The sequence below is a fragment of the Enterobacter sp. CPE_E1241 genome (genome assembly GCF_045618265.1).
GTDB classification, from domain to species: domain Bacteria; phylum Pseudomonadota; class Gammaproteobacteria; order Enterobacterales; family Enterobacteriaceae; genus Enterobacter; species Enterobacter adelaidei.
The window spans coordinates 2,784,603-2,804,960 of the sequence record NZ_JBIWYV010000001.1; the positions used below are offsets into that span (position 1 = coordinate 2,784,603).

Consider the following 20,358-nt stretch of genomic DNA (forward strand, 5'->3'; position numbering starts at 1 on the left):
GTCTACCTTACTTATGGATTCACCAGCCAGGTGCCAGGCTTCGCAATATCCAGCGTCTGGCTACGCGTTCTTCCGTTGCCCTGCAATTCAATCTTCACTTCACCAGCGGGCAGCTTGAGCGACGCATAGCCGTTGGTTGCCGGACGCAGCGCTTTTGTCTCGCCGTTTACTCTCAGCGTTTCGCCGTCGAGAATACGGATATAGACCAGGGCAACCGGGCTGGCGTCAACAGGTGGTGGCGTCTGCTGCGCCGTCGCCTGTTCATTAACCTTCGCCGTTTCTGGCTTCACGTCTGGCGTGTTCGCGGCGGTTTCTGCCGGACGTGTTTCTGCCGGTGCCTGTGCAGCCTGCTCAGGCGCATCATGGCCGCCGCTAAACAGCATCGCCCCGGCGACAACGCCCACCAGCACACCTGCGGCAACCATCCCAGGGATCTTGTAGCGACGCCAGTCGAGTACAGAAGCTGGTTTTTCCTCTTCCACCGGAACCAGCATCGTGCCGGGTTTTTTCGCCGTCAGCACGTCGTTGATACCGGCAACCGGCATCTCAATCAGCGCGGCAAACTCGTCGATTGACTGCGGACGGTCTTCCATGTGAAGCGCCAGCGCGCGGTCAATGGCCTGCAGCAGCGGAATGGAATAGCCCTGCGGCATGATTTCTACCAGCGGTTTGCAGGTGTCCTGGATAGAACGCACCACGCTGACCGGCGGTGGCGATCCCACGATTAGCGTACGCAACACCGCGCCGAGGGCGTAAATATCCGTCCACGGGCCCTGCTCGCTTTCGTTGTCGTCGGTGTACTGCTCAATCGGCGCAAAGCCAGGGCGCAGCATGGTTTCCGTTTCGTCAGACAGGTTACCAATAGTGCGACGTGCGGAGCCGAAATCGAGCAGTACCGGCAGACCGTTCTCCTGAATTTGAATGTTATCCAGGGAGATGTCGCGATGCAGATAGCCTTCGTCATGGATGGTCTTAATCGCGCCAAACAGCATCGGCAGCGTACGACGGATCCAGGCCTCGTTAATCAGCTCCGGCTTTTCTTCACGCAGGCGAGAAAGCGTGGTACCGCTGTAAAACAGCGTCCCCATATAGGCCGTGTCGTTTTGTACCCAAAAACGCAGGACGTGCAGCAGGTTCGGGTGGTTAAAACGCGCCAGCAGACGGGCCTCCTGAATAAAGCTATTCAGGCCTGCGGAAAAGGCTTTGCCAAAGCGCTCACTGCGCAGCACGAGGGTCATGTCGTCGCCACGCACGGCGAGCGAAGAAGGCATAAATTCTTTGATAGCGATAGTGCGTTCGAGCTGGTGATCCCACGCGCGATAGACGATGCCGAATCCACCGCCGCCGATCACCTCTTTGATTTCAAACTCGTTGAAGCGATACCCGACCGGGAGCGCGTTTGGAACAGTCCGATTGTTATCATTATCCGTCATCTTTTACAGTTCTCTTGATGATTATTACGCGGCAAACTGACAGTGAAACTCGCCCTGCTCGCAGGTGACATGCAGACGTCGGTACTGCTCGTCGCTGCGGCTGGCGGTAAGTAAGATCTGGCTCATCTGAGGCAGCAGGGTATTGGTCAGGATAGCGTCCACCATGCGACCACCAGACTCCACCTCGGTACAGCGCTGAACAATTTGTTCCACCACGCTGTCGTCAAACTCAGAAATAATGCTGTGATTCTCTTCCAGACGACGCTGAATGCGCTTGAGCTGCAGGCGAACAATCAGCCCCAGCATCTCGTCACTGAGCGGGTAGTACGGCACCACCAGCAGGCGGCCCAGCAGCGCTGGCGGGAATACTTCCAGCAGTGGCTGGCGAAGCGCGCCGCTCAGGGCGTCTGGCTCCGGCATCAGATCCGGATCGGCACACATGGCGCTGATCAGATCGGTGCCAACGTTAGACGTCAGAATAATTATGGTGTTACGGAAATCAATGTGGCGACCCTCGCCGTCTTCCATCCAGCCTTTGTCGAAGACCTGGAAGAAAATCTCGTGTACGTCCGGGTGCGCTTTTTCAATTTCATCCAGCAGCACCACGCTGTACGGACGACGGCGGACCGCCTCGGTTAACACCCCGCCTTCACCATACCCTACGTACCCCGGAGGCGCACCTTTTAAGGTGGAAACGGTGTGTGCTTCCTGGAACTCACTCATGTTGATAGTGATAACGTTCTGTTCACCGCCGTACAGCGATTCGGCGAGCGCCAGTGCGGTTTCGGTTTTACCGACGCCTGACGGGCCACACAGCATAAAAACACCAACCGGTTTGTTCGGGTCGTCGAGTTTCGCCCGTGAGGTTTTGACGCGACGGGCAATGAGCTCCAGACCGTGACGCTGGCCAATAACGCGCTGGTTGAGCGTGTCGGCGAGGTTCAGCACCGCGTCGATCTCGTTTTTCACCATCCGGCCCAGCGGGATGCCGGTCCAGTCGGAAACCACTGCAGCGACCACGTTTTCATTCACCGCCGCGAACAGCAGCGGTTCATCACCCTGCAAGGCATTCAGCGCCTGCTGCTGTTCCGCCAGTTGGCGGCGAAGCTCAGCATTATCGTCGTCGCCTGCTGCAAACAGCGCGGCACGCAGGCTGATAATCTCCTGCACCAGGCTGCGTTCCTCTTCCCAACGCTGGGCAAGGGCTTCGCGTTTTGTTTCATACGCGTCGCGATCTGCAAGTAATGCCGTCACGCGATCGACGTCACCTGCCCCCACGCGGGCTTCGCGTTCCGCTATCTCAATTTCCACGTCCAGCGCGGCAAGGTGGCGCAGGCAGTCTTCCAGCTGCGCAGGTGGCGCGCTCTGGCTGACCGCGACGCGGGCACAGGCGGTATCAAGCAATGCAACAGCTTTATCCGGTAGCTGACGCGCCGGAATGTAGCGATGCGACAGCTTCACCGCCGCGCTGACCGCTTCGTCCAGCAACAGGACCTGGTGATGGGTCTCCAGCGGCGAGACGGTGCTGCGCAGCATCAGAATGGCTTTGGCTTCATCCGGCTCGTGAACCTGTACCGTCTGGAAACGACGGGTCAGCGCCGGATCTTTCTCAATGTATTTTTTGTACTCCGCCCAGGTCGTTGCCCCAATGGTACGCAGTTGCCCGCGAGCCAGGGCAGGCTTCAGCAGGTTTGCCGCATCACCGGTCCCCTGCTGGCCACCTGCGCCAATCAGAGTGTGGATCTCATCAATGAACAGAATGATCGGCGTGGCGCTGGACTGCACTTCATTGATTAATGCCTGCAGACGTGCTTCGAACTCACCTTTCATGCCTGCACCGGCCTGTAGCATGCCGATATCCAGCAGCCAGAGTTGAATATTTTGCAGCGGTTCCGGCACGTCGCCGTCGGCGATACGCAACGCCAGTCCTTCCACCACGGCCGTTTTCCCGACCCCGGCTTCTCCGGTCAGCAGCGGATTGTTCTGACGGCGGCGCATCAGAATGTCGACCATCTGGCGGATCTCTTCATCACGCCCGACCACCGGATCAATTTTCCCTTCACGGGCACGCGCAGTCAGGTCCTGACCATACTGGGCCAGCGTGCCCTGTGCAGCCGGTACTGCACCGGCTGGCACATCCGCCGCGGCAGCAGCCTGCTGCGTCTCTTTGCTGTTGGCGCAAATAGCGTCGAACTGCTCAATCAACACCTCGACATTCAGACGAGTAAACTGCGCAGAGATGCTTTTCAGCACGTTAGCCAGATTCCAGGTTTTCAGTATGCCGATCAGCAAATGCCCGCCACGAATACGGCTGACGCCAAACTTCAGCGAGCCGAACACCCAGGCGCGCTCCACAGCGCTGTCGATATGTTCGGAGAGATCGGAAACGGAGCTCGCGCCGCGCGGAAGTGCGTCCAGCGCGGCCACGATATCACGCGTCAGTTGCTGTTCGTCGAGACCAAAGTGGCGGATGACCTGCTGCAGATCGCCATCCTGCTGCTGCATCAGCTGATGCAGCCAGTGCACCAGCTCAACATAGGGGTTGCCGCGCAGCTTGCAGAACGCAGTGGCGCTTTCCAGAGAGGTAAATAACAGCGTATCCAGTTTGCCGAAAAGCACGGCACGGCTAATTTCTGACATGTTCGGTTCCGTTGATAACAATGCGTTAGAAAAATTATCGCTCTGCGCAATACACCAGGTCGCCACGCGGGACAGGCTGCGGCTGAAGTCCCAGCCAGGTGTTATAGCCTAATCGCCCGGCGCTGCCGAGCGTGGTGCCCTGTACCACGTCTTCACGCAGGATCACCCGTGTTTCCCATTCAAACTCCACCCCAAGATACTGGCGCACCCAGTCGCGCAGCTCGGTGACCCACGCTTCGCCCGGCAGAAAACGGTTGTACTCCTCCGCGCTCAGCGGGCCAATGTCGATGCGAAACTTGTGCTGCACGTCGCGGACGGCAACGCCGAGAAACGCAGATTCGCCCAGACGAGGCAAACGACGTCCTTCGCCCAACTGCGCCTGCTCACGCGGTGAAAGCGGCATCCACTGCGGCACGTTGCTTATCAGTTTGACCGGCGCTTTAAAATAGTTGCGCAGGATCTTCTCCAGCCCCTCGGGATCGCGCCCGTGACGGGTCAGGTGCCCGGCGTGGGTAAAGCGTGCATGCGAGCTCAGGCTGCCTTTGTCCATCTGGCCCGGCTGTCCCATGCCAATCAGCGACGCCAGATACCCCTCAAAGCGCCTGTTGTCTGCGCGGTCCAGAGAGACTGCAGGCTGCGCATCCGCCCACGCGCGATAAAACAGCAGCGTCAGACGATGATGGAACAGATCGGCAAACGCGCTCAGGCTGGTGTCCTGGTGATGATGAATACGCTCGCGGGCGTACTCGGTCATGTGTACCGGCAGCGGGCCGTTAGGGCCAAACAGGCCGAAGCTGAGGATAGACACCTCATGCAGCCCGCTTTCCTCCCGCAGGCCGACCTGTGCCACCGTCGACGGCGCAAAACTCATCGACGGCTGCTGACCGATGCGTAACGGCTCAAACTTTGGCAGTGGCGCGCGTCCCAGCGGGTAGCGCTCGCCGCCCTGAGCATCAATACGCCTTAACAGCTGGAACAGATCGTAGCGCCACGGGGTCTCGCGAACGCCATGCCAGAACGTATCCGGCAGCGGCGTCAGGCGCTGGACGCGCAGCGGTGCGACAGCAACGTCACTCATAGCAGCGCCCTTTTACCCATCCGCGGCGCCCAGTAGCCGATCTCGCCGCGCTGCTGACTTTGCAGGGTGAACTCGGTGAAGCTGTTGATCGACACCAGCCGGGCAAACAGGCGCTCCAGCACGCTGCCAAAAAGCCAGGGGCTGGCACCGGAAAACGCCCGCTCATCCACCGTCAGGGTAATACCGATCCCACGGGCGAAAACGACCGGACCGGGTTCAGGAACACGACGGTGAACGGGTTCCAGCACGCAGTGGCGAACCCCTTCGACCTGACGCGCAACGGGCGTTTCTGCCAGGTTGGCATACAGCCCTAACAGCTGACGCAGCGCCGCCGCGCCCTCTTCATTTTCGCTGTCCATCAGGCTGAGGTAGTTCATCTGCAACTGGCTTATAAGCCGCCAGGTACTGAACCCTTCGCCCAGCGCCGGACGCGGTGGCGTTGGGCCTTTACGCAAGGTCAGGGATTTCACCGGCATGGAGTCGGCCATAATGAACTGCCCGAGCTCCTGCTGCAGCATCAGCGGCAGATCGCGGCTGGTGCACAACACCTCTGCAGAGATGTAGCGCAGGTTTTCCTGCCAGGGTGCATGCTGTTCATCCACCAGCGAAACAAAGACCTCCGAACCGATATAACCGGTACGGGTGCCGTACCGCAGAGCGTGTTCTGAGAGCACGCGCTGTTCCCGGCGCTGAGAAAAATAGGCACCGTAATTGCCTGCATCGCCGCTCCAGGTACTCCAGAAAGGACGAAACGTCTGGTCGTCACGCTGGCCATCGACACTGCCGAAGATTTTTTTCACCGCGTAAATTTCATAATCCAGCGGACGAATGTTATCCACCACCAGATGGTATTCATGCTGACCGTCGTTGAGCTTTTGTCGCGCCGCCACTTTCGGGAACAGATTGATCACTGGCGTACAGTGCAACGCCAGATGACTGGCATCAACGACGCGCTCCAGTTGCTCATCCGACTTATCCAGCAGGATGAAAATATCAAAGGCTTTTTCGTCTTCGCAGCGCACAATAAGCCTGCTCAGACCGCTCAGGCTGATGAAGCGGAAACGTGCCGGAAAAGCAAAATACTCCTGCAACAGGCGATAACCGTCAAAGTTACGCAGATCGTCCGGGAGCAGCGCCTGATCCGGTTCAAAGCCCTCCTGACGCAAAGCGTCAGATGCCAGCAGTTGTCGCTGCGGCTGAGGGCTGACCGTCTGGCAGACGATCCCGGCGTGGTGCTCCATCACCAGCTCCAGCAGCTTCAGCGCTTCAATGTCAGGACCGCCGAGGAAAAATTCCAGACGGTCGAAATCCAGGTGGCCGAGGTTTTGCGGGCCGTCGCAGGCGATGCGGATCCGTAACGCGCTGTTGATCCCCCGTTGGCTCAGGCCCAGCTGCGCCAGCGGCAGGTCAGCAGACACCCCGCCCAGTTCGACTTTCTCGATTTTCAGCGGCAGCAGGTTGACCTCGTGCGCAGTGGTATAGCTGCAGGTCACGCCGGTTTTTTTCAGCGCCAGGCTGTCCATCATAGTGCCGCGCGGCACGATAAAGCCTTTGCTCAGATCGCCCCGGCTACTGTCTGGCTGGATTTCAGCAATCGCCATTGAGGGGGTCGGGGCGAGATAGTTCGGTGCAATCATCTCCAGCAGGCGCTGAGAGAAACGCGGAAACTCCGCATCCATTTTCATCTGCACGCGGGACGTCAGGAAGGCAAAGCCCTCCATCAGACGTTCGGTATACGGGTCCGCAACCTCGATGCCACGCATGCCCAGCCGTCCGGCGACTTTAGGGTAGCGTTCTGCAAATTCAGCCCCCATTTCGCGCAGGTAGGCCAGTTCACGGTTGTAGTATTCGAGCAGTTTACTTTCCATGATTACCCCGCATCTTTCAGTTCAAAATGGCCGTTTTCCAGATCGACATCGGTGCGAAACAGAAACTCCAGCGGGTATGGCACACACCACAAACGCCCTTTGATTTCGATGGACAGCACGTTGTGCAGATCCAGCGATGAGGTATCCGATACGCAGCGAACCTGCAGCCCTTGCGGCAAAATACGTGGTTCAAAATTGATGATGGCCTCAGTGAGCTTGCGCTGAATGTCGTGCCATTCGATATCCGACATGCGCTTCCCGGCCAGCGGCGCAACACCAAAGTTGATCACCGAGCGGTTGACGTGTGGCAACGCACTCAAATCACCGGACGCATCATGGTTAATGGTGTTAAACAGCCACTGCAGATCCCGCAGGACATTGCGACGCAGCGCAGCGTGGGTGATCAGATTGCTGTTGGCCGACTCGCGTTTTTTTTCCGGGTCGTTATCGGTGAGGCGATCCAGCAGTGAGGGCTGCATTTTATCGCGCGCCCCCACCTTCTCCTGCTTGCTGCGGGCTTGCCAGCCGCTGCGCAGCAGATCGCCTTCGCCAGCGGGATTACTCATCGGCTCCATCCGTCGCAAACGTCACGAGGCTTAGCGTCAGCAGCGGGCTTTCGCTTTGTTCGCTCAGCCAGGCTTTCTGCCCCATCCCTTCGTAAAGGGTGGCGTCCTCGTCGAGCGGACGCCACTCGGTGGTGCGTCCCAGCTTGACCGCATCGGAGGCATCGGCCGCAAAAGGATAGCGCGCCGGGATCTGACACACCTGTTCCGTACCGTCGGTCAGACGTACCAGCGCATGGCGCCAGACGAGATCGGTGACGCTGGCCGGGGCCTGGAAGCGGATCTCCGCGATGGCGCTAAACGGCAGCCAGAAATAGCGACCGTTCACAATGGTTTCACACACCGGGCCGAGGCGGGCATCGCCGTCCATCAGCCAGTCAAACGTCTGTGTTTCCTCGTTTTCGAGGGTGAGGTGTCCCGGGTTTGCCTGCGCCTGTTCAAGGGCGTCCAGACGCAGTACCGCTGCTTGTTCGCCTTCTTCGCTCAGCGCCGCAGCAAGCGTGGTCAGCCACGGCCACTGGGTTTCAGGCATGGCCGGACGCGCTTGTCCCGCCATTACCTGCGCACGTTGCAACTCGCCCTGGATTGACTGCTCCAGCAGCGTAACCGTTGGCTTTGCCTGAGGCTTCAGCGCCAGCCAGCTTTTCAGTTGAGTCAGCGCACGCGTCCAGTTGCCGCTGAGGGTTAAAAACTGTACGAACGCGGCGCGGAGATCGGCATCTGCCGGACGGGCTTTGATTTCGGCTTCAAGACGCGCCAGCGCGTCGTTGAGCGACTCACCCGCCAGGTGTTGATAAAGCGTATTCATAGCCATTCCTTAATTCGCCGCGCGCCACGCACCGACTGCCGGGTCGCGCAGTTGAGGACGCAGGGTATCAATCAGAACGATATTCACCGGGGTACCGGGTGCAACCCAGGCGCTCCAGGTTTTTTTCACTGCCGCAATACGCGCCTGCAGTTTTGCATCGTCGCTGGCGGTTTCACGGGAAATCTCCACCGCTACGGTGCCGTTGCTCTTCCAGCTATTGAGGGTGTCGTCGTAAGGCAGGATCATCCAGCTCTGGTCGCTGTTTGGGGTGCTGAATACCATGCGCTCTTTGTTGACGGAGGTGATCAGCGCGTTTTCAGGGTTGGCGCTTTGATTCAGCCCCGTTACCGGGAAGCCATGAATGTACGTCACTGCCATCTCTTTCTGCCCGCCGTTACGGGACTGCGAGATGACGGCGTGTCCGCTCAGCCAGCTCCCGTTACCGCAACGGGTGGTGTCAGTATCCGGAATAAACAGCGCCGGTGCTGAGGAGCCCCCTTCCCAGAAGGTGCGCAGGTGGCAACCATCCTGAAGGGTAAATTCCTGCCACGGCGTGCGGTCGGCGGCAGCAGTTTGGGCGGCGACATTCTGGTCCGGCGGCACTAACGCACCGCTGGCAGGGGTTGCGGTTACGGTCGCTGCAGGGGCGGACTGCTCCTGTTTCACCACCAGCGCCCAATCCTGTGCTTTACCTGCTGTGCCCTGTGCCAGCGTCGTGCCCGCCGGATCGTTAAGCGTCCAGTTGAGCTTATTCACTTTGCTGCACTGGTGTTCCAGCAGAGAACCAAGACGTGGCACAAAGTTCTCCAGAACGGAAACGTCTTTCTTGCCGTTCGCCACAATACGCAGAGCCACCTCTGGCTTACACCAGCTCTGCGGCGTGTTGTCCTTGATGTTGTCGATCCAGATATCCAGCTTCTGCGCAGGTGACTGCACAATGCGGAAATTCTCAGCCTGCGCGGTGGAAGCCACCGTCAGAAGTGCCAAACCCGATAGCCAAAGTTTCATATCGTTCCTTGTGTGTCTAATCAGTTCCGCAGGGAAGAAATTGTGCTGCGTCAGAGAGTGTGTGCAGCAATGTGGTGTCCTGAGGGTTGCCCATCCATACCGCCAGGGCGGTATAGTTATCCTGCGCATTCCCCTCCTGCTCGGCATTCTTTTGAATAATTTGGTTCATTAAGGTCAGCCACTCTTGCGGCGTGTTGACCATGTGTAGCGATTGTTTCATCTGCTCTTCGCTGACGCCATGCCAGAAACCGTCTGTGCAGAGTAAAAAGGCATCGCCGTCTTCAACCTGAACCACGTCGCTATAGCTCGCTTCCGGTCCACCGTTTTCAATCCCCAGCGCCAGATACAGCAGGTTGCTGTTCAGGTTGTCGGTCTGGTGTCCGGCATCTTTCATCTGTTGCACCAGGCTGTGGTCGGTGGTGACATGCCACAACCATCCACGGCGAAACAGATACAGGCGGCTGTCTCCGGCGTGCGCCCAGTACGCCAGGCCGTAATCCCTGTCAATAAACAGGCTGACCAGCGTCGTGCCCATCCGGCGATAATCCTGTACCGCCTGCTGTTCACTAAGAATGGTGCGGTTCGCCGTTTTCACGTAGTCGCGTATATGCTGCGCGTTGAGGTGCTTGTCGCCATCGAAGCGGGAGATAATGCTATTGCGGGCCAGTTCAGCGGCGACGTCACCACCCGGCAGGCCCGCGATGCCGTCACAGACGACAAAGCAGGCTGAACGTTCCCCAATGGTTTCTCCCGTCTGATCCTGGTTGCTGGCGCGCGTCCCCTGGCGGGAGAGAGAAGCCGTTGCGATATTCATTTGTCTTCCGATCCGCTCTGTGAGTCTTTGTACTGATTCACCTCCATGTCATACGCATGAAGGAATGCTTCGCCAAACAGGGTATGGAAGTCATCCTCAATCTCGCCGGCCGTCTCACCATAGCTGCGGACAAAATAGTCCCACAGGGCGGCTTTGCGGCTGCCCGGTAGCGCCAGACGGGAGGTCATGCCGTTCTGCTTCGCCTGCTCTTCCAGCTGTTCCGGGTTAAAGGACTGCAGCATCGCGGCAATAATGGCGCGGATACCGGAGATCATGCCCAGCTGATGCGCCTGCAAATCGATCAGCGCGTCGCGCACGGATTTTGTTGGCGGCATAAACCCCGGCATCGGGGTGCCGAACATCTGGATCAGCACGGTTTTGCCGGTCGGCAACAGCTTGAACGGGTTGTTGGCGTCGTCCAGCACCATGGTCATATCGGCTTTTACGCCGCGTTTGAGGATGGAGCGCGAGGAGAGCAGCGCCACGGTTCCCTGAGAGAACATGCCCAAAATCTGCCCCAGCTGACGCATATTTTCACGGTCAAACTGCGGCACCGGCTGCATTTCACTCAGGCCCATGCCTTCCAGCAGCGCCTCCAGCAGTTCACCCTGCAACACATCGCCCTTCTCGCCATTGTTTACCGTGGCAGTTGGGGAGGCTGTGTTATTGACCGGATCGATACGCAGACGGCCCTTAGGGGCCTGAGCGCTACTGCGCGTCACAGCCTGCGGCGTAGGCATCGTGAAGCCTGCATAATCTGGTCGCGCGGGCGCTTCTTCTGCACGCGGTACTTCCTGCGGCTCAGGGGCAAACAGCGGAGAATCAGCCAGCACGTTGTCTTCCTGCTCAGGTTCAGGTACTGGCTTATTGTCGATGATCTCATCCGGATGGGTTAACGGCGTGCCGCCCATCAGCCCGAGTGGGTCATCATTACGTGCAGCTGGCGCGCTGGCCTTGCCACCAAACAGGGCCAGCGGATCGAGTTCATCTGTCGCCTCTTCTTCTGGTGCGGGTTTACTCTCTACCGGCGGCACCAGTGTTGACGGGGTGACGTCATCGAAGATGCTCTCTTTTTTGAACAACGCTTCATCGCTGAACAGCGTGTCCGGATCGACATTCTTACGCTCAAGCTTAGGATCGCTGTCGTTGAACATCGCCAGCGGATCTTCAGCGTTACGCTCCGGGGCCGCAGGCTGGGAGAAGGGATCGTGCGAAGCTGCAGGCTGCGGTTTTGTGCGGTTGCTGGAGATACTGTCTGAGATAGAGAACTCCTGCATCAGGTTATCCCAGATTTCCGTTGGCACGGCTGTCGGCTCTGCTTTCGCTCGTGGCGCTGCACTCACAGGCTTCGGTTGCTGAGCGGGTGCGACAGTCGGACGTGCCTGCTGCTGCATGCTGGCCGCCATACGGCTCACGGGCTGCGTGTCGTGGATCAGCTCGGTCACTTCGAGGCGGTAGTCATCAATACCGAGAATGTCGCCATCCTGCAGTTCAACCTGACGCCCCCGCTCCAGCGGAATGTCATTTAATACCACGCGGGTGACGCTGCCACGGTTGGTCACGCGGCATTCACCCTGGGCGTCAACGTGAACAATGGCCTGCAGACGAGAGATAGTGCGGTCATTATCCGGCAATACCAGATTGTTATCCGTACCGCGCCCAATGGTGCCGCCCGGGGCGTAAAAATCACAGCTGCTTTGTGGCGGCTGATGACCGGGTTTCGTAGAAATAATCGTGAATCGCATGGCGTATTCCTGCTGGTATGATTAGCGCTCAAACGCTGCCGCTCTCGAGGGTGAAAACGGCGGCGTTTGGGGGTTAATGCAAAGGTAAGTTTAAATATTGAGCATCATTTGAAACGGTACTTTTATCGCCCAGTAACAACTAACACAATTAACAATAACATTAAAAACACGACAAAAACTGTTAATTTATGAAACGTTGTAATCCACTGTAAACGGTATATTGAACGTATTAACCTTCCTGCTTCAGGAGAGATTTGCATTGTGCCACCTGATTTTATCGGCTTGCACGCAATTACTTTTCTCATTAAGAATACACGATGAGCAAAGCCAGGTAATCCAAGCTGTTCATAAAAAAGATAATCATTTATATCTAAGTATTGTTTATTACTCAGAAGGTGAAATGCTTTTTAAGCTCCTGAGAGTGTTTCCGATAAAAGTAAACGTATAAAACTAAAGAGCTAAACAAACCTAAAAATACAAAAGAAAGCAGTATCAGGCGCATTTACTCGCCCCCAAAAAATCAATCACATGGTGTAATTGTGTCAGCATAATTAAAAAAACATTCATATAGATAATAAACGTTTATACACCATCAACACTTGCCATGACTAAAAGCAGTATAAAAACCGCCGCCGTGATTTTTATTTTTTTGTCATAAGAGTAAACCCAGGAGAGTTCAGAATCGGACAAAATGTTATGGCACGAATGGGAATGAAGTATTCGAGAATTGGTTAGTTTAACGTCCCTACCCTGTAACAGTCTGGATAATATTGTGACACGAAAACCAAAACCCCAAAAACCCAAACCTTCCCAAAGTTGATAGTCCTCTTTCCTTAATAACCCAATCTGCGTTAATGAATTATATACTTTCAATACTTCACTTGAGTGCTTTCGATAATCAATATAGAAAGTAACAGCCATGATCAAAAAAAGAATAAACAGAAAAATCATAAAAATGGAGAAAATATCATTAGTAATCATATCATTCCCCACTGAATATTAAGCTACCCATCTGCTCACCAACAAACCCACCTACTTTCGTACCTCCTACATCTCCAGTAGTTTTGATTAGCGCTCAAACGCTGCCGCTCTCGAGGGTGAAAACGACGGCGTTTGAGAAAGAGAATATCAAAAAACTATTTAATGAAGGTTATAAAATATAATCCAACTATGAGCCACAGAGTGAATATTAATGCCTGTAATTTATAACGACGATGTAACTTTAGTATCCAACCAATTCTTTCATCCGGCAACGACTGCACATATTTATAAGCTTCTTCCTGCACAAGCCTTTCATGAGTGAACTTCATTCTAACGCCTTTATAAAGACGTACAAACCAGATTATTTTCTGATAATTGGCCAACGAACCAAAAAAAGAAGCGTAGTTTGTTACAAGATCCAGGTCATATCCTTTGCGTCGGTAGTCAGAAAGTAACTGATTATAATCAGCCTCGTGTTTTTTGAAATAACGAGAACTGAACAGATCCATAACTACAACAATAAGAAATAAAGCCACGACAAGGAATAATAGTAAATTCTCTATATTCACCATATTTTATCCATCATATACTCAGTCGCTCCGCCCGCTATCTCGCCACCAACGTATCCACCTGCAGCCGCCCCGACAATGGAGCAGGCGAGCAATCCTACCCCCCCCGTCGCAACACCAAGCGCAACACATACACCAGCACCTGCCATGGCTCCGTATTTACCACCGTAAATACCCCCTGCAAGGCTTGCACCAAAACTGCTGTATTTTTTCACAGCCACTTTAGCGCAACTCTGCTCTCGTCCCACGGTACATGCATTGTAAACTTCATTGGTGGTATTTACACCTGCAAAACCTATTGCAAGCCATCCTCCCGCTTTAAGAAAACGGGCGGTCTTAGAGGCATTATCGATATAAGTTGAATAACCGCGAATAGAAGCGACTCCTGCTGTGCTCCATTCATGTACAATTGATCTGCTTGACAACCCTAACGCATGCTTCAATTCGTTATAAGGTTTCATATTTAACGTCAACCTGGACAATTTGTTTAATAATCCATCCAACTCAGAAAAGAGACGCTGACGCTCAACAAAAAACTGCTGGCTTATCAATGTCCCTTGCGCCCTGTACTGATTCTGGTAAGCCAACTCAATGGATTTAAGTTTTTTTTCTATTTCACTGAAATATTTTTCACCTGCATCAGCAACGACACCAAGGGACTTATCCATAAAATTAGTAACTGCTGCTATGGTACTAAAATGTTGATTAAAGAAATTCGCTTCTCCAGAGTTAAGGTCGGCCAGAGCACCATTGACTTTCTTTTTTGCAAGCTGTAATTGCTTAAATTGCACAGCATTATTACTTCCCGGCGCATCAAGAATCAACATCTGCCCAGGTTTTGACCACTGCATATCACTATTAACCTGCATGAAATAACGTGCAGCATCACTATTGGGATTGTTGAACAAGTGCCTTGCCTGGAAATCCAGGGTTCCGGGTTGCTGAACAATACAATATCCCGGATTAACTAATGATTGACTAGCCATGTTCATTCCTTTTGATTTTCACAAAAATGCTCACGAATAAGTAAAAACATTAAAATAAAAATGGAGTTGAATTAGTATCCAAATGTTGGCACTTCTTTAAAACGCCAACATTTGAAAACTCCTCTATTCTATTTTAGCCAGCACTAATTCACCTTTAGAATTTATACTAAGCATAAAGCGAGTCGCATATCGAATAGCGCCATTATAATTTCTCGAATTTAATACCACATCATACTCTCCTGACCGCCAGTCCACCTTATCCCAGCGAAGACACTCTTCAGATTTTAGAATATGGCGGGAAGGATATTTCCCTGGAGAAAAAATAGTCTCCCATCCGTTACCTACACGCCTAGATATAGATGGTTCATAAACTAACACAGGTTCACTGAATCTCGCGTCATTCGAAACTCCAAAACAGGGAACATTTTTTTCTAACTTAACGGTTAGACTCTGAAACTGAGCAGGATGGGATATACAGGCGCCACATGATAATACAATGGATATAACCGTTAACACTTTTTCCATCGCAAATATACACCGGCTTATGAACCAATCGTAATAACCGGGGAAAACTCCCCGGTCACATACGCAATTACGCTTCTTTATTCTCTTTGATGTTCCAGCCAGCGCTGCTTTCAGCACCTTTACCACCAGAAGTGGTCTGCTCCCAGTACTGCTGTTTCACTTTCGCAGCCTGGAATGCGTAGGTCACACCAACGGTATCGCCGTTGTCAGCACCGGTGTACTGAACAGACGTTACCAGAACGTCTTCCAGCGTGATGCGGGAGTATTCTACCTGCTGGCCACCGGCTTTACAGACGGACAGCTCAACTTTGGTCAGGTGTTTACCGCTGGCGCAGTGTTTCAGGATTGCTGTAGTGGATTTGTCAATCAGAGCGTTAACGTGCAGATCGTTAAAGTTAACTTTACCGGCACCGCCGCCGCCGCCGACGCTCATATTACCTGGCTGGGAAGCGCCCCAGGAGAAGGAGGTAATATCAGTCCAGCCGGTGTGGTTAGAATCTTTAGATTCGCCCGTAACACCCTCGACCTTCAGAAACATATCAATAGCCATAATATCTACTCTTCGTGGATGAACAATATTGCTTTCGAAAAAGCACTTATATGGCAAACAGGAAAGCATGGGGCTGAATAAAACCGTCCATATTTTACCTCTGCCTCATATCAAACGACTCATGTCATTTGACAGTCTTACACTCCCCCTGAATGAACGGAAAGAATGTGAAGTCTTTTACTACTCTGGGTTATCCTGAATCCAGGTACGATCAGGATCGCCAATGATAACCTGCGGAACCAGTTTATTCAGTTCGTCGCTATGATAAAGACGTAAACAGTTTAAGGTTACGCCGTTGACATCGGGTTTTCGCTCTGAATGAAAACCATTAATTTGGTTTTTATATTTCCCAATGAGGGCATTCACTTTATCCGTGCCATTTTCGGCATCAAAAGGTATCCACTCAATAAATGCACTCGCACATCGGGCCGCATCAGCAGAAAACTGGCTGCCTTTATCTGCGACCTGCGCAAGACAGCGCGCCAGAACTAAATCTTTTAAAACCTGTCGGTATGTTTGCTGCTGATAAAAATCAGGATAGTTATTTCCAGCACACACATAAAAAGTCATAAATGCGAGGAAAAAACAGAAATGTTTCACCTTATATCCTTTGCCATATGCTCAGTAGCGCATCTGCCAGCGTGAGGCACTAACTTCTCTCTTTCCATTTCTCTGCAACAACGTATATCCCTATCGCTAGTGAATTAAGTCCAGCACATAAGAACCCATGCATTGCGATTCGCGGAACATCATCCGGCCAGTCAAAGATAAACAGATAGTAGCCGGATACCGTCACAAACAGCATGAATGAAATAATTAACAACGCATAAACCATTAAATAGCTGATGAATTTTCGTATTAACGCTTTCACAGTCAAATTCATTAGCTATCTCGTATTAACCGAAAAGTTGCCGGCCCAATGGGCCGGCAATCATCATCACGCGTCTTTCGTCTTCAGCGACGGCAGTTTAGACACCAGACGCAGGGACACAGTCAGACCCTCCAGCTGGTAGTGTGGACGCAGGAAGAACTTCGCGGCGTAGTAGCCCGGGTTGTCTTCGATTTCCTGCACCTGCACTTCCGCAGCCGCCAGCGGTTTGCGGGACTTGGTCTCCTGGGAGGAGTTCGCCGGGTCACCGTCGACGTAGTTCATGACCCAGTCGTTCAGCCAGCGTTCCATCTCCTCGCGCTCGCGGAAGGAGCCGATTTTGTCGCGCACGATGCACTTCAGGTAGTGCGCAAAACGGCAGCAGGCGAACAGGTACGGTAGGCGAGAGGCCAGACGCGCGTTAGCGGTGGCATCCGGGTCGTGGTATTCGGCCGGTTTTTGCAAAGACTGCGCGCCGATGAAGGCGGCAAAGTCGGAGTTTTTGCGGTGAACCAATGGCATAAAGCCGTTTTTCGCCAGCTCGGCTTCACGACGGTCGCTGATGGCGATCTCGGTCGGGCACTTCATGTCCACGCCGCCGTCATCGCTCGGGAAAGTGTGGCATGGCAGGTTTTCTACCGCCCCGCCGGACTCCACGCCGCGAATCGAGGTGCACCAGCCGTACTCTTTGAAAGAACGGTTGATGTTGGCAGCCATCGCATACGCCGCGTTCGCCCAGGAGTAACTGTTGTGGTTCGCGCCGTCGGTCTGCTCTTCAAAGTCAAAGCTGTCAACCGGATTAGTACGAATGCCGTACGGCAGACGTGACAGGAAGCGTGGCATCACCAGACCCAGATAGCGGGCATCTTCGGATTCACGCAGTGAACGCCAGGCGGCGTATTCGGTGTTCTGGAAGATCTTGGTCAGGTCGCGCGGGTTAGCCAGTTCCTGCCAGGATTCCATCTGCATCACGCCCGGTGCGGTACCGGTGATAAACGGACAGTGCGCCGCAGAGCCGATGCGCGCCATTTCACCCAGCAGCTCAACGTCCTGCGGACTGTGGTCGAAGTAGTAGTCACCCACGATGCAGCCAAACGGCTCACCACCAAACTGGCCGTACTCCTGCTCGTAGATTTTCTTGAAGATCGGGCTCTGGTCCCAGCCCACGCCTTTATAGCGTTTCAGGGTGCGGCCCAGCTCCTGCTTGGAGATGCTCATAAAGCGGATCTTCAGCATCTCGTCGGTTTCAGTGTTGTTCACCAGGTAGCTCAGACCGCGCCAGGCGCTCTCCAGCTTCTGAAACTCGTCGTGGTGAATGATCTGGTTTACCTGCTGCGACAGCTGTTCGTCGATACCGGCAATCAGGTTTTGAATGGTGCGGTAGGTGTCGTTGGAGAAAGTGACGGTATTTTCCAGCGCCTGCTGCGCCAGAGTTTTGACCGCGCTTTCTACAGCGGAACGCGCCTGATCGGTTTTCGGGCGGAACTCTTTGTTCAGCAGCGCGCTGAATTCATCCTGGCTGAACGCCTGACCCGCCTGCTGCTCATGTTGTTGAGTCTGGTTGCTCATCGATTATTCCTCGCTACCTTTCGCACTTTCGTCATTTTTCGGCAACTGGCTCAGGGATTTGAGCAGCGTCGGATCCTGGAGAATTTTCGCGATCAGCTCTTCTGCACCGTTTTTGCCGTCCATGTAGGTCAGCAGGTTGGAGAGCTGAGTACGCGCTTCCAGCAGCTTGTTCAGCGGTTCAACCTTACGGGCCACCGCATCCGGCAGGAAGTCGTCCATGCTGTCGAAGGTCAGATCGACATTGAGCTTACCTTCGCCGGTCAGGGTGTTATCCACCTGGAACGCCACACGCGGCTTAAGTGCCTTCATGCGTTCGTCAAAGTTGTCGATGTCGATTTCGAGGAATTTACGCTCGTCGACGGCCGGCAGGTTTTCAACCGGTTTGCCGACCAGATCGGCCATGACGCCCATCACAAACGGCAGCTGAATTTTACGTTCTGCACCGTAGATCTCTACGTCGTACTCAATCTGCACGCGGGGGGCACGGTTACGTGCGATGAATTTCTGCCCACTGTTACTCATTGCCATGATGTTCTCCATCAAAGATGCGCGGTGAAGTTGAAACGGCAGGCTCCATGCCTGTCGTCATAATGCCTGGACGCGTTATTCGCGGCGTCCAAAGATGTTTTCCAGTTGGTTAACGCCGTCCGGCGCCAGGTCGCGAATAATGTCCATAAAGTTGAGTTCTGACAGCCGCTGTACCCGTTCAATCATCAGCGGCGCAGGGTGGCTCGGTTCGTACTGCGCAAAATACTGCTTCGCTTTTTCCAGCATCAGCTGCGCGTCGGCGCGGCTGGTGACCTGCACACTGCGCCAGTCGGTGACCTGCTGAACGGGCTGTGCTGTCACCTGTTGCTGCTCAGCTTGTTGTTCAACCTGCGCTTCACGGTTTGGCAGCAGCTTGCTGATGTCGGTCACCTGACAAGCGCCGGCGACCAGCCCCACAGTTTTCAGCAGCTGCTCCATTTCGGGTACGCCGCTTTCACCGAGATACCCGGTGAGGAGATCGCGAATGGCCTGCAGCCGTTCGTGAATGACGATAACCGCGGCGGTACCCGGCTGGTCGCCGCGAGCCAGTTCGTCAATCAGCCGTGGACGACCGCCCGGATAATCCGGACATTCGGTCTTGCTGCCATCCAGCAGCGCCTGGGCATCCCGGAGCGAAATTTCATCGCCGTTTGAACGCAGCAGCGAAGCATTACGCACGGCGACGGTGAGGTCAGATTTATCGCTCAGCCCTGCCAGAGCGTTAATGCGATAGAACGGATCGGTTTCGCCATACTCTTCCAGCAGCGGATAAAGCGGCTCCCAGTAACGGCTGATGGCCTCCTGCACCAGCAATAGTCCGTCTGCGTAACCTGCCAGCCCGCGACGGCGGGTCCAGGCATGCGTGAGTGCCAGCAGTACGCGAAGATCTTTGGTGCGGGTCAGCAGGCTGGTGGCGTATTTTTCAACCGTGTTCCAGTCAGCAGGCTCCGCCGGGATAATGGTGTCGCCAAACTGCTGTTCTGCTTTCCCAAGACTTGCCTGATTCATGATCTGGAAGTCAGCGTCGTACTCCAGGTTTTCGCCGCAGGGCTTGTCGGGGCTTATTGGCGCGAGAAATTCTTCGATATTCATGAGATCCCTGCTTATTCAAACATGGGCGGATAGAGACCGTGACGGCCCGGGCGGGCGCCCCCTGCCGGGTCGAACAGCAGAGTGAAAAGCTGTCCGGTAAAGTTACCGCTATGCACATGGGTGTACAGCGGATAACCATCGCAGCGGTTAGTCCACCAGTAGCTGGTCTGGCGCAGCGGATCAAAGCACTCCGCGGCCTGGGGCCAGCCCAGCGTGTTCTGACCGTCCTCGTCATAACCAATCACATCAAGGATGTCAGAACGCTTTTGCGGCTCAACGGGCTGCGGCGCCGGAATGGTCATCAGCATCTCGTCCAGCTGTGAGGCGGAAAAACTATTGCGCACCGCGTGCAAACCCAGGCGCCCAATCTGCTGATACCAGCTTTCAGCCTGGCTGAGCAGGCTGGTCGACCACTCTGTCGGGGCGAAGCTTAGCTGAAGGCAAACCGGGTACTGGCGGCCAACGCTGTCGCGGCCGGGCAGCAGACAGCCCATCTGGATCATCTGGCTACCCAGCATCGGGGGGACAACAAAATTCCAGACCGGCGCTTTGTGAAACTGGCGCTCGCCGCTGCGCTGCTCTTCCTGCTGCCAGGCCAGCAGACCAACCTGGAACCAGTGTGACCACTGGCGCTGTAAAGTGTCAGGAAAGCGACGCTGCAAAAAATCTCCGGCGCTGGGTAACTTGCCATACCAGCTGTAGCGGTTCATCGCAGGGGTATTCGTCATACGGC

17 protein-coding genes are annotated in these 20,358 nt (G+C 54.7%); all 17 read right to left on the bottom strand.

The window, feature by feature from the left end:
* Positions 1 to 11: 11 nt before the first annotated feature.
* The 17 genes from ACJ9Y9_RS13665 to tagF all read right to left on the bottom strand — a co-directional run bounded on the left by ACJ9Y9_RS13665 (position 12) and on the right by tagF (position 20,353).
* Positions 12 to 1,433, bottom strand: a complete 1,422-nt coding sequence (locus ACJ9Y9_RS13665) for a serine/threonine-protein kinase (protein WP_028018725.1) — start codon at positions 1,431 to 1,433, stop codon at positions 12 to 14.
* Between the two features lie 24 nt (positions 1,434 to 1,457).
* Positions 1,458 to 4,073 (bottom strand): type VI secretion system ATPase TssH, encoded by a 2,616-nt coding sequence (tssH, locus tag ACJ9Y9_RS13670; protein WP_028018724.1) that lies wholly within the window; start codon positions 4,071 to 4,073, stop codon positions 1,458 to 1,460.
* Positions 4,074 to 4,107: 34 nt separating this feature from the next.
* The gene (tssG, locus tag ACJ9Y9_RS13675; protein ID WP_028018723.1) at positions 4,108 to 5,151 is read right to left on the bottom strand and encodes a type VI secretion system baseplate subunit TssG; all 1,044 of its coding nucleotides are present in this window, start codon (positions 5,149 to 5,151) and stop codon (positions 4,108 to 4,110) included.
* Positions 5,148 to 7,019, bottom strand: coding sequence for a type VI secretion system baseplate subunit TssF (gene tssF, locus ACJ9Y9_RS13680; RefSeq protein WP_028018722.1), 1,872 nt, complete (start codon positions 7,017 to 7,019; stop codon positions 5,148 to 5,150). The genes tssG and tssF overlap by 4 nt, the downstream gene beginning before the upstream one ends.
* Positions 7,020 to 7,021: 2 nt before the next feature.
* Positions 7,022 to 7,585 (bottom strand): type VI secretion system baseplate subunit TssE, encoded by a 564-nt coding sequence (gene tssE / locus ACJ9Y9_RS13685; RefSeq protein WP_028018721.1) that lies wholly within the window; start codon positions 7,583 to 7,585, stop codon positions 7,022 to 7,024.
* Positions 7,578 to 8,390, bottom strand: coding sequence for a type VI secretion system accessory protein TagJ (locus ACJ9Y9_RS13690; protein ID WP_028018720.1), 813 nt, complete (start codon positions 8,388 to 8,390; stop codon positions 7,578 to 7,580). Before ACJ9Y9_RS13690 ends, tssE begins: the two co-directional genes overlap by 8 nt.
* A 9-nt stretch (positions 8,391 to 8,399) precedes the next feature.
* Positions 8,400 to 9,398: a hypothetical protein gene (locus ACJ9Y9_RS13695; protein WP_108089718.1), complete on the bottom strand. Its 999-nt coding sequence runs from the start codon at positions 9,396 to 9,398 to the stop codon at positions 8,400 to 8,402.
* A 16-nt stretch (positions 9,399 to 9,414) separates the two neighbouring features.
* On the bottom strand, positions 9,415 to 10,212 hold the full coding sequence (locus ACJ9Y9_RS13700; protein ID WP_028018718.1) for a PP2C family serine/threonine-protein phosphatase: 798 nt from the start codon (positions 10,210 to 10,212) through the stop codon (positions 9,415 to 9,417).
* On the bottom strand, positions 10,209 to 11,957 hold the full coding sequence (gene tagH, locus ACJ9Y9_RS13705; RefSeq protein WP_028018717.1) for a type VI secretion system-associated FHA domain protein TagH: 1,749 nt from the start codon (positions 11,955 to 11,957) through the stop codon (positions 10,209 to 10,211). The genes ACJ9Y9_RS13700 and tagH overlap by 4 nt, the downstream gene beginning before the upstream one ends.
* Before the next feature lie 1,136 nt (positions 11,958 to 13,093).
* A complete protein-coding gene (locus ACJ9Y9_RS13710) occupies positions 13,094 to 13,510 on the bottom strand; it encodes a hypothetical protein (RefSeq protein WP_028018715.1) in 417 nt (138 codons plus the stop codon).
* Complete coding sequence (locus ACJ9Y9_RS13715) at positions 13,504 to 14,493, bottom strand: hypothetical protein (RefSeq protein ID WP_028018714.1); 990 nt, start codon at positions 14,491 to 14,493, stop codon at positions 13,504 to 13,506. The genes ACJ9Y9_RS13710 and ACJ9Y9_RS13715 overlap by 7 nt, the downstream gene beginning before the upstream one ends.
* A gap of 592 nt (positions 14,494 to 15,085) precedes the next feature.
* Positions 15,086 to 15,568 carry a type VI secretion system tube protein Hcp gene (locus ACJ9Y9_RS13720; RefSeq protein WP_008502640.1) on the bottom strand — a complete coding sequence of 161 codons (483 nt, stop codon included), beginning with the start codon at positions 15,566 to 15,568 and terminating at the stop codon, positions 15,086 to 15,088.
* A gap of 180 nt (positions 15,569 to 15,748) precedes the next feature.
* Positions 15,749 to 16,168 carry a T6SS amidase immunity protein Tai4 family protein gene (locus tag ACJ9Y9_RS13725; RefSeq protein ID WP_407226178.1) on the bottom strand — a complete coding sequence of 140 codons (420 nt, stop codon included), beginning with the start codon at positions 16,166 to 16,168 and terminating at the stop codon, positions 15,749 to 15,751.
* Between the two features lie 337 nt (positions 16,169 to 16,505).
* Positions 16,506 to 18,005, bottom strand: a complete 1,500-nt coding sequence (gene tssC, locus ACJ9Y9_RS13730) for a type VI secretion system contractile sheath large subunit (RefSeq protein ID WP_028018712.1) — start codon at positions 18,003 to 18,005, stop codon at positions 16,506 to 16,508.
* Between the two features lie 3 nt (positions 18,006 to 18,008).
* Positions 18,009 to 18,533, bottom strand: coding sequence for a type VI secretion system contractile sheath small subunit (gene tssB / locus ACJ9Y9_RS13735; RefSeq protein WP_008502644.1), 525 nt, complete (start codon positions 18,531 to 18,533; stop codon positions 18,009 to 18,011).
* A 75-nt stretch (positions 18,534 to 18,608) separates the two neighbouring features.
* Complete coding sequence (gene tssA, locus ACJ9Y9_RS13740; protein ID WP_028018711.1) at positions 18,609 to 19,625, bottom strand: type VI secretion system protein TssA; 1,017 nt, start codon at positions 19,623 to 19,625, stop codon at positions 18,609 to 18,611.
* Between the two features lie 11 nt (positions 19,626 to 19,636).
* Entirely contained in the window at positions 19,637 to 20,353 is a 717-nt protein-coding gene (gene tagF / locus ACJ9Y9_RS13745) for a type VI secretion system-associated protein TagF (protein WP_028018710.1), read from the bottom strand.
* Positions 20,354 to 20,358: the final 5 nt, after the last annotated feature.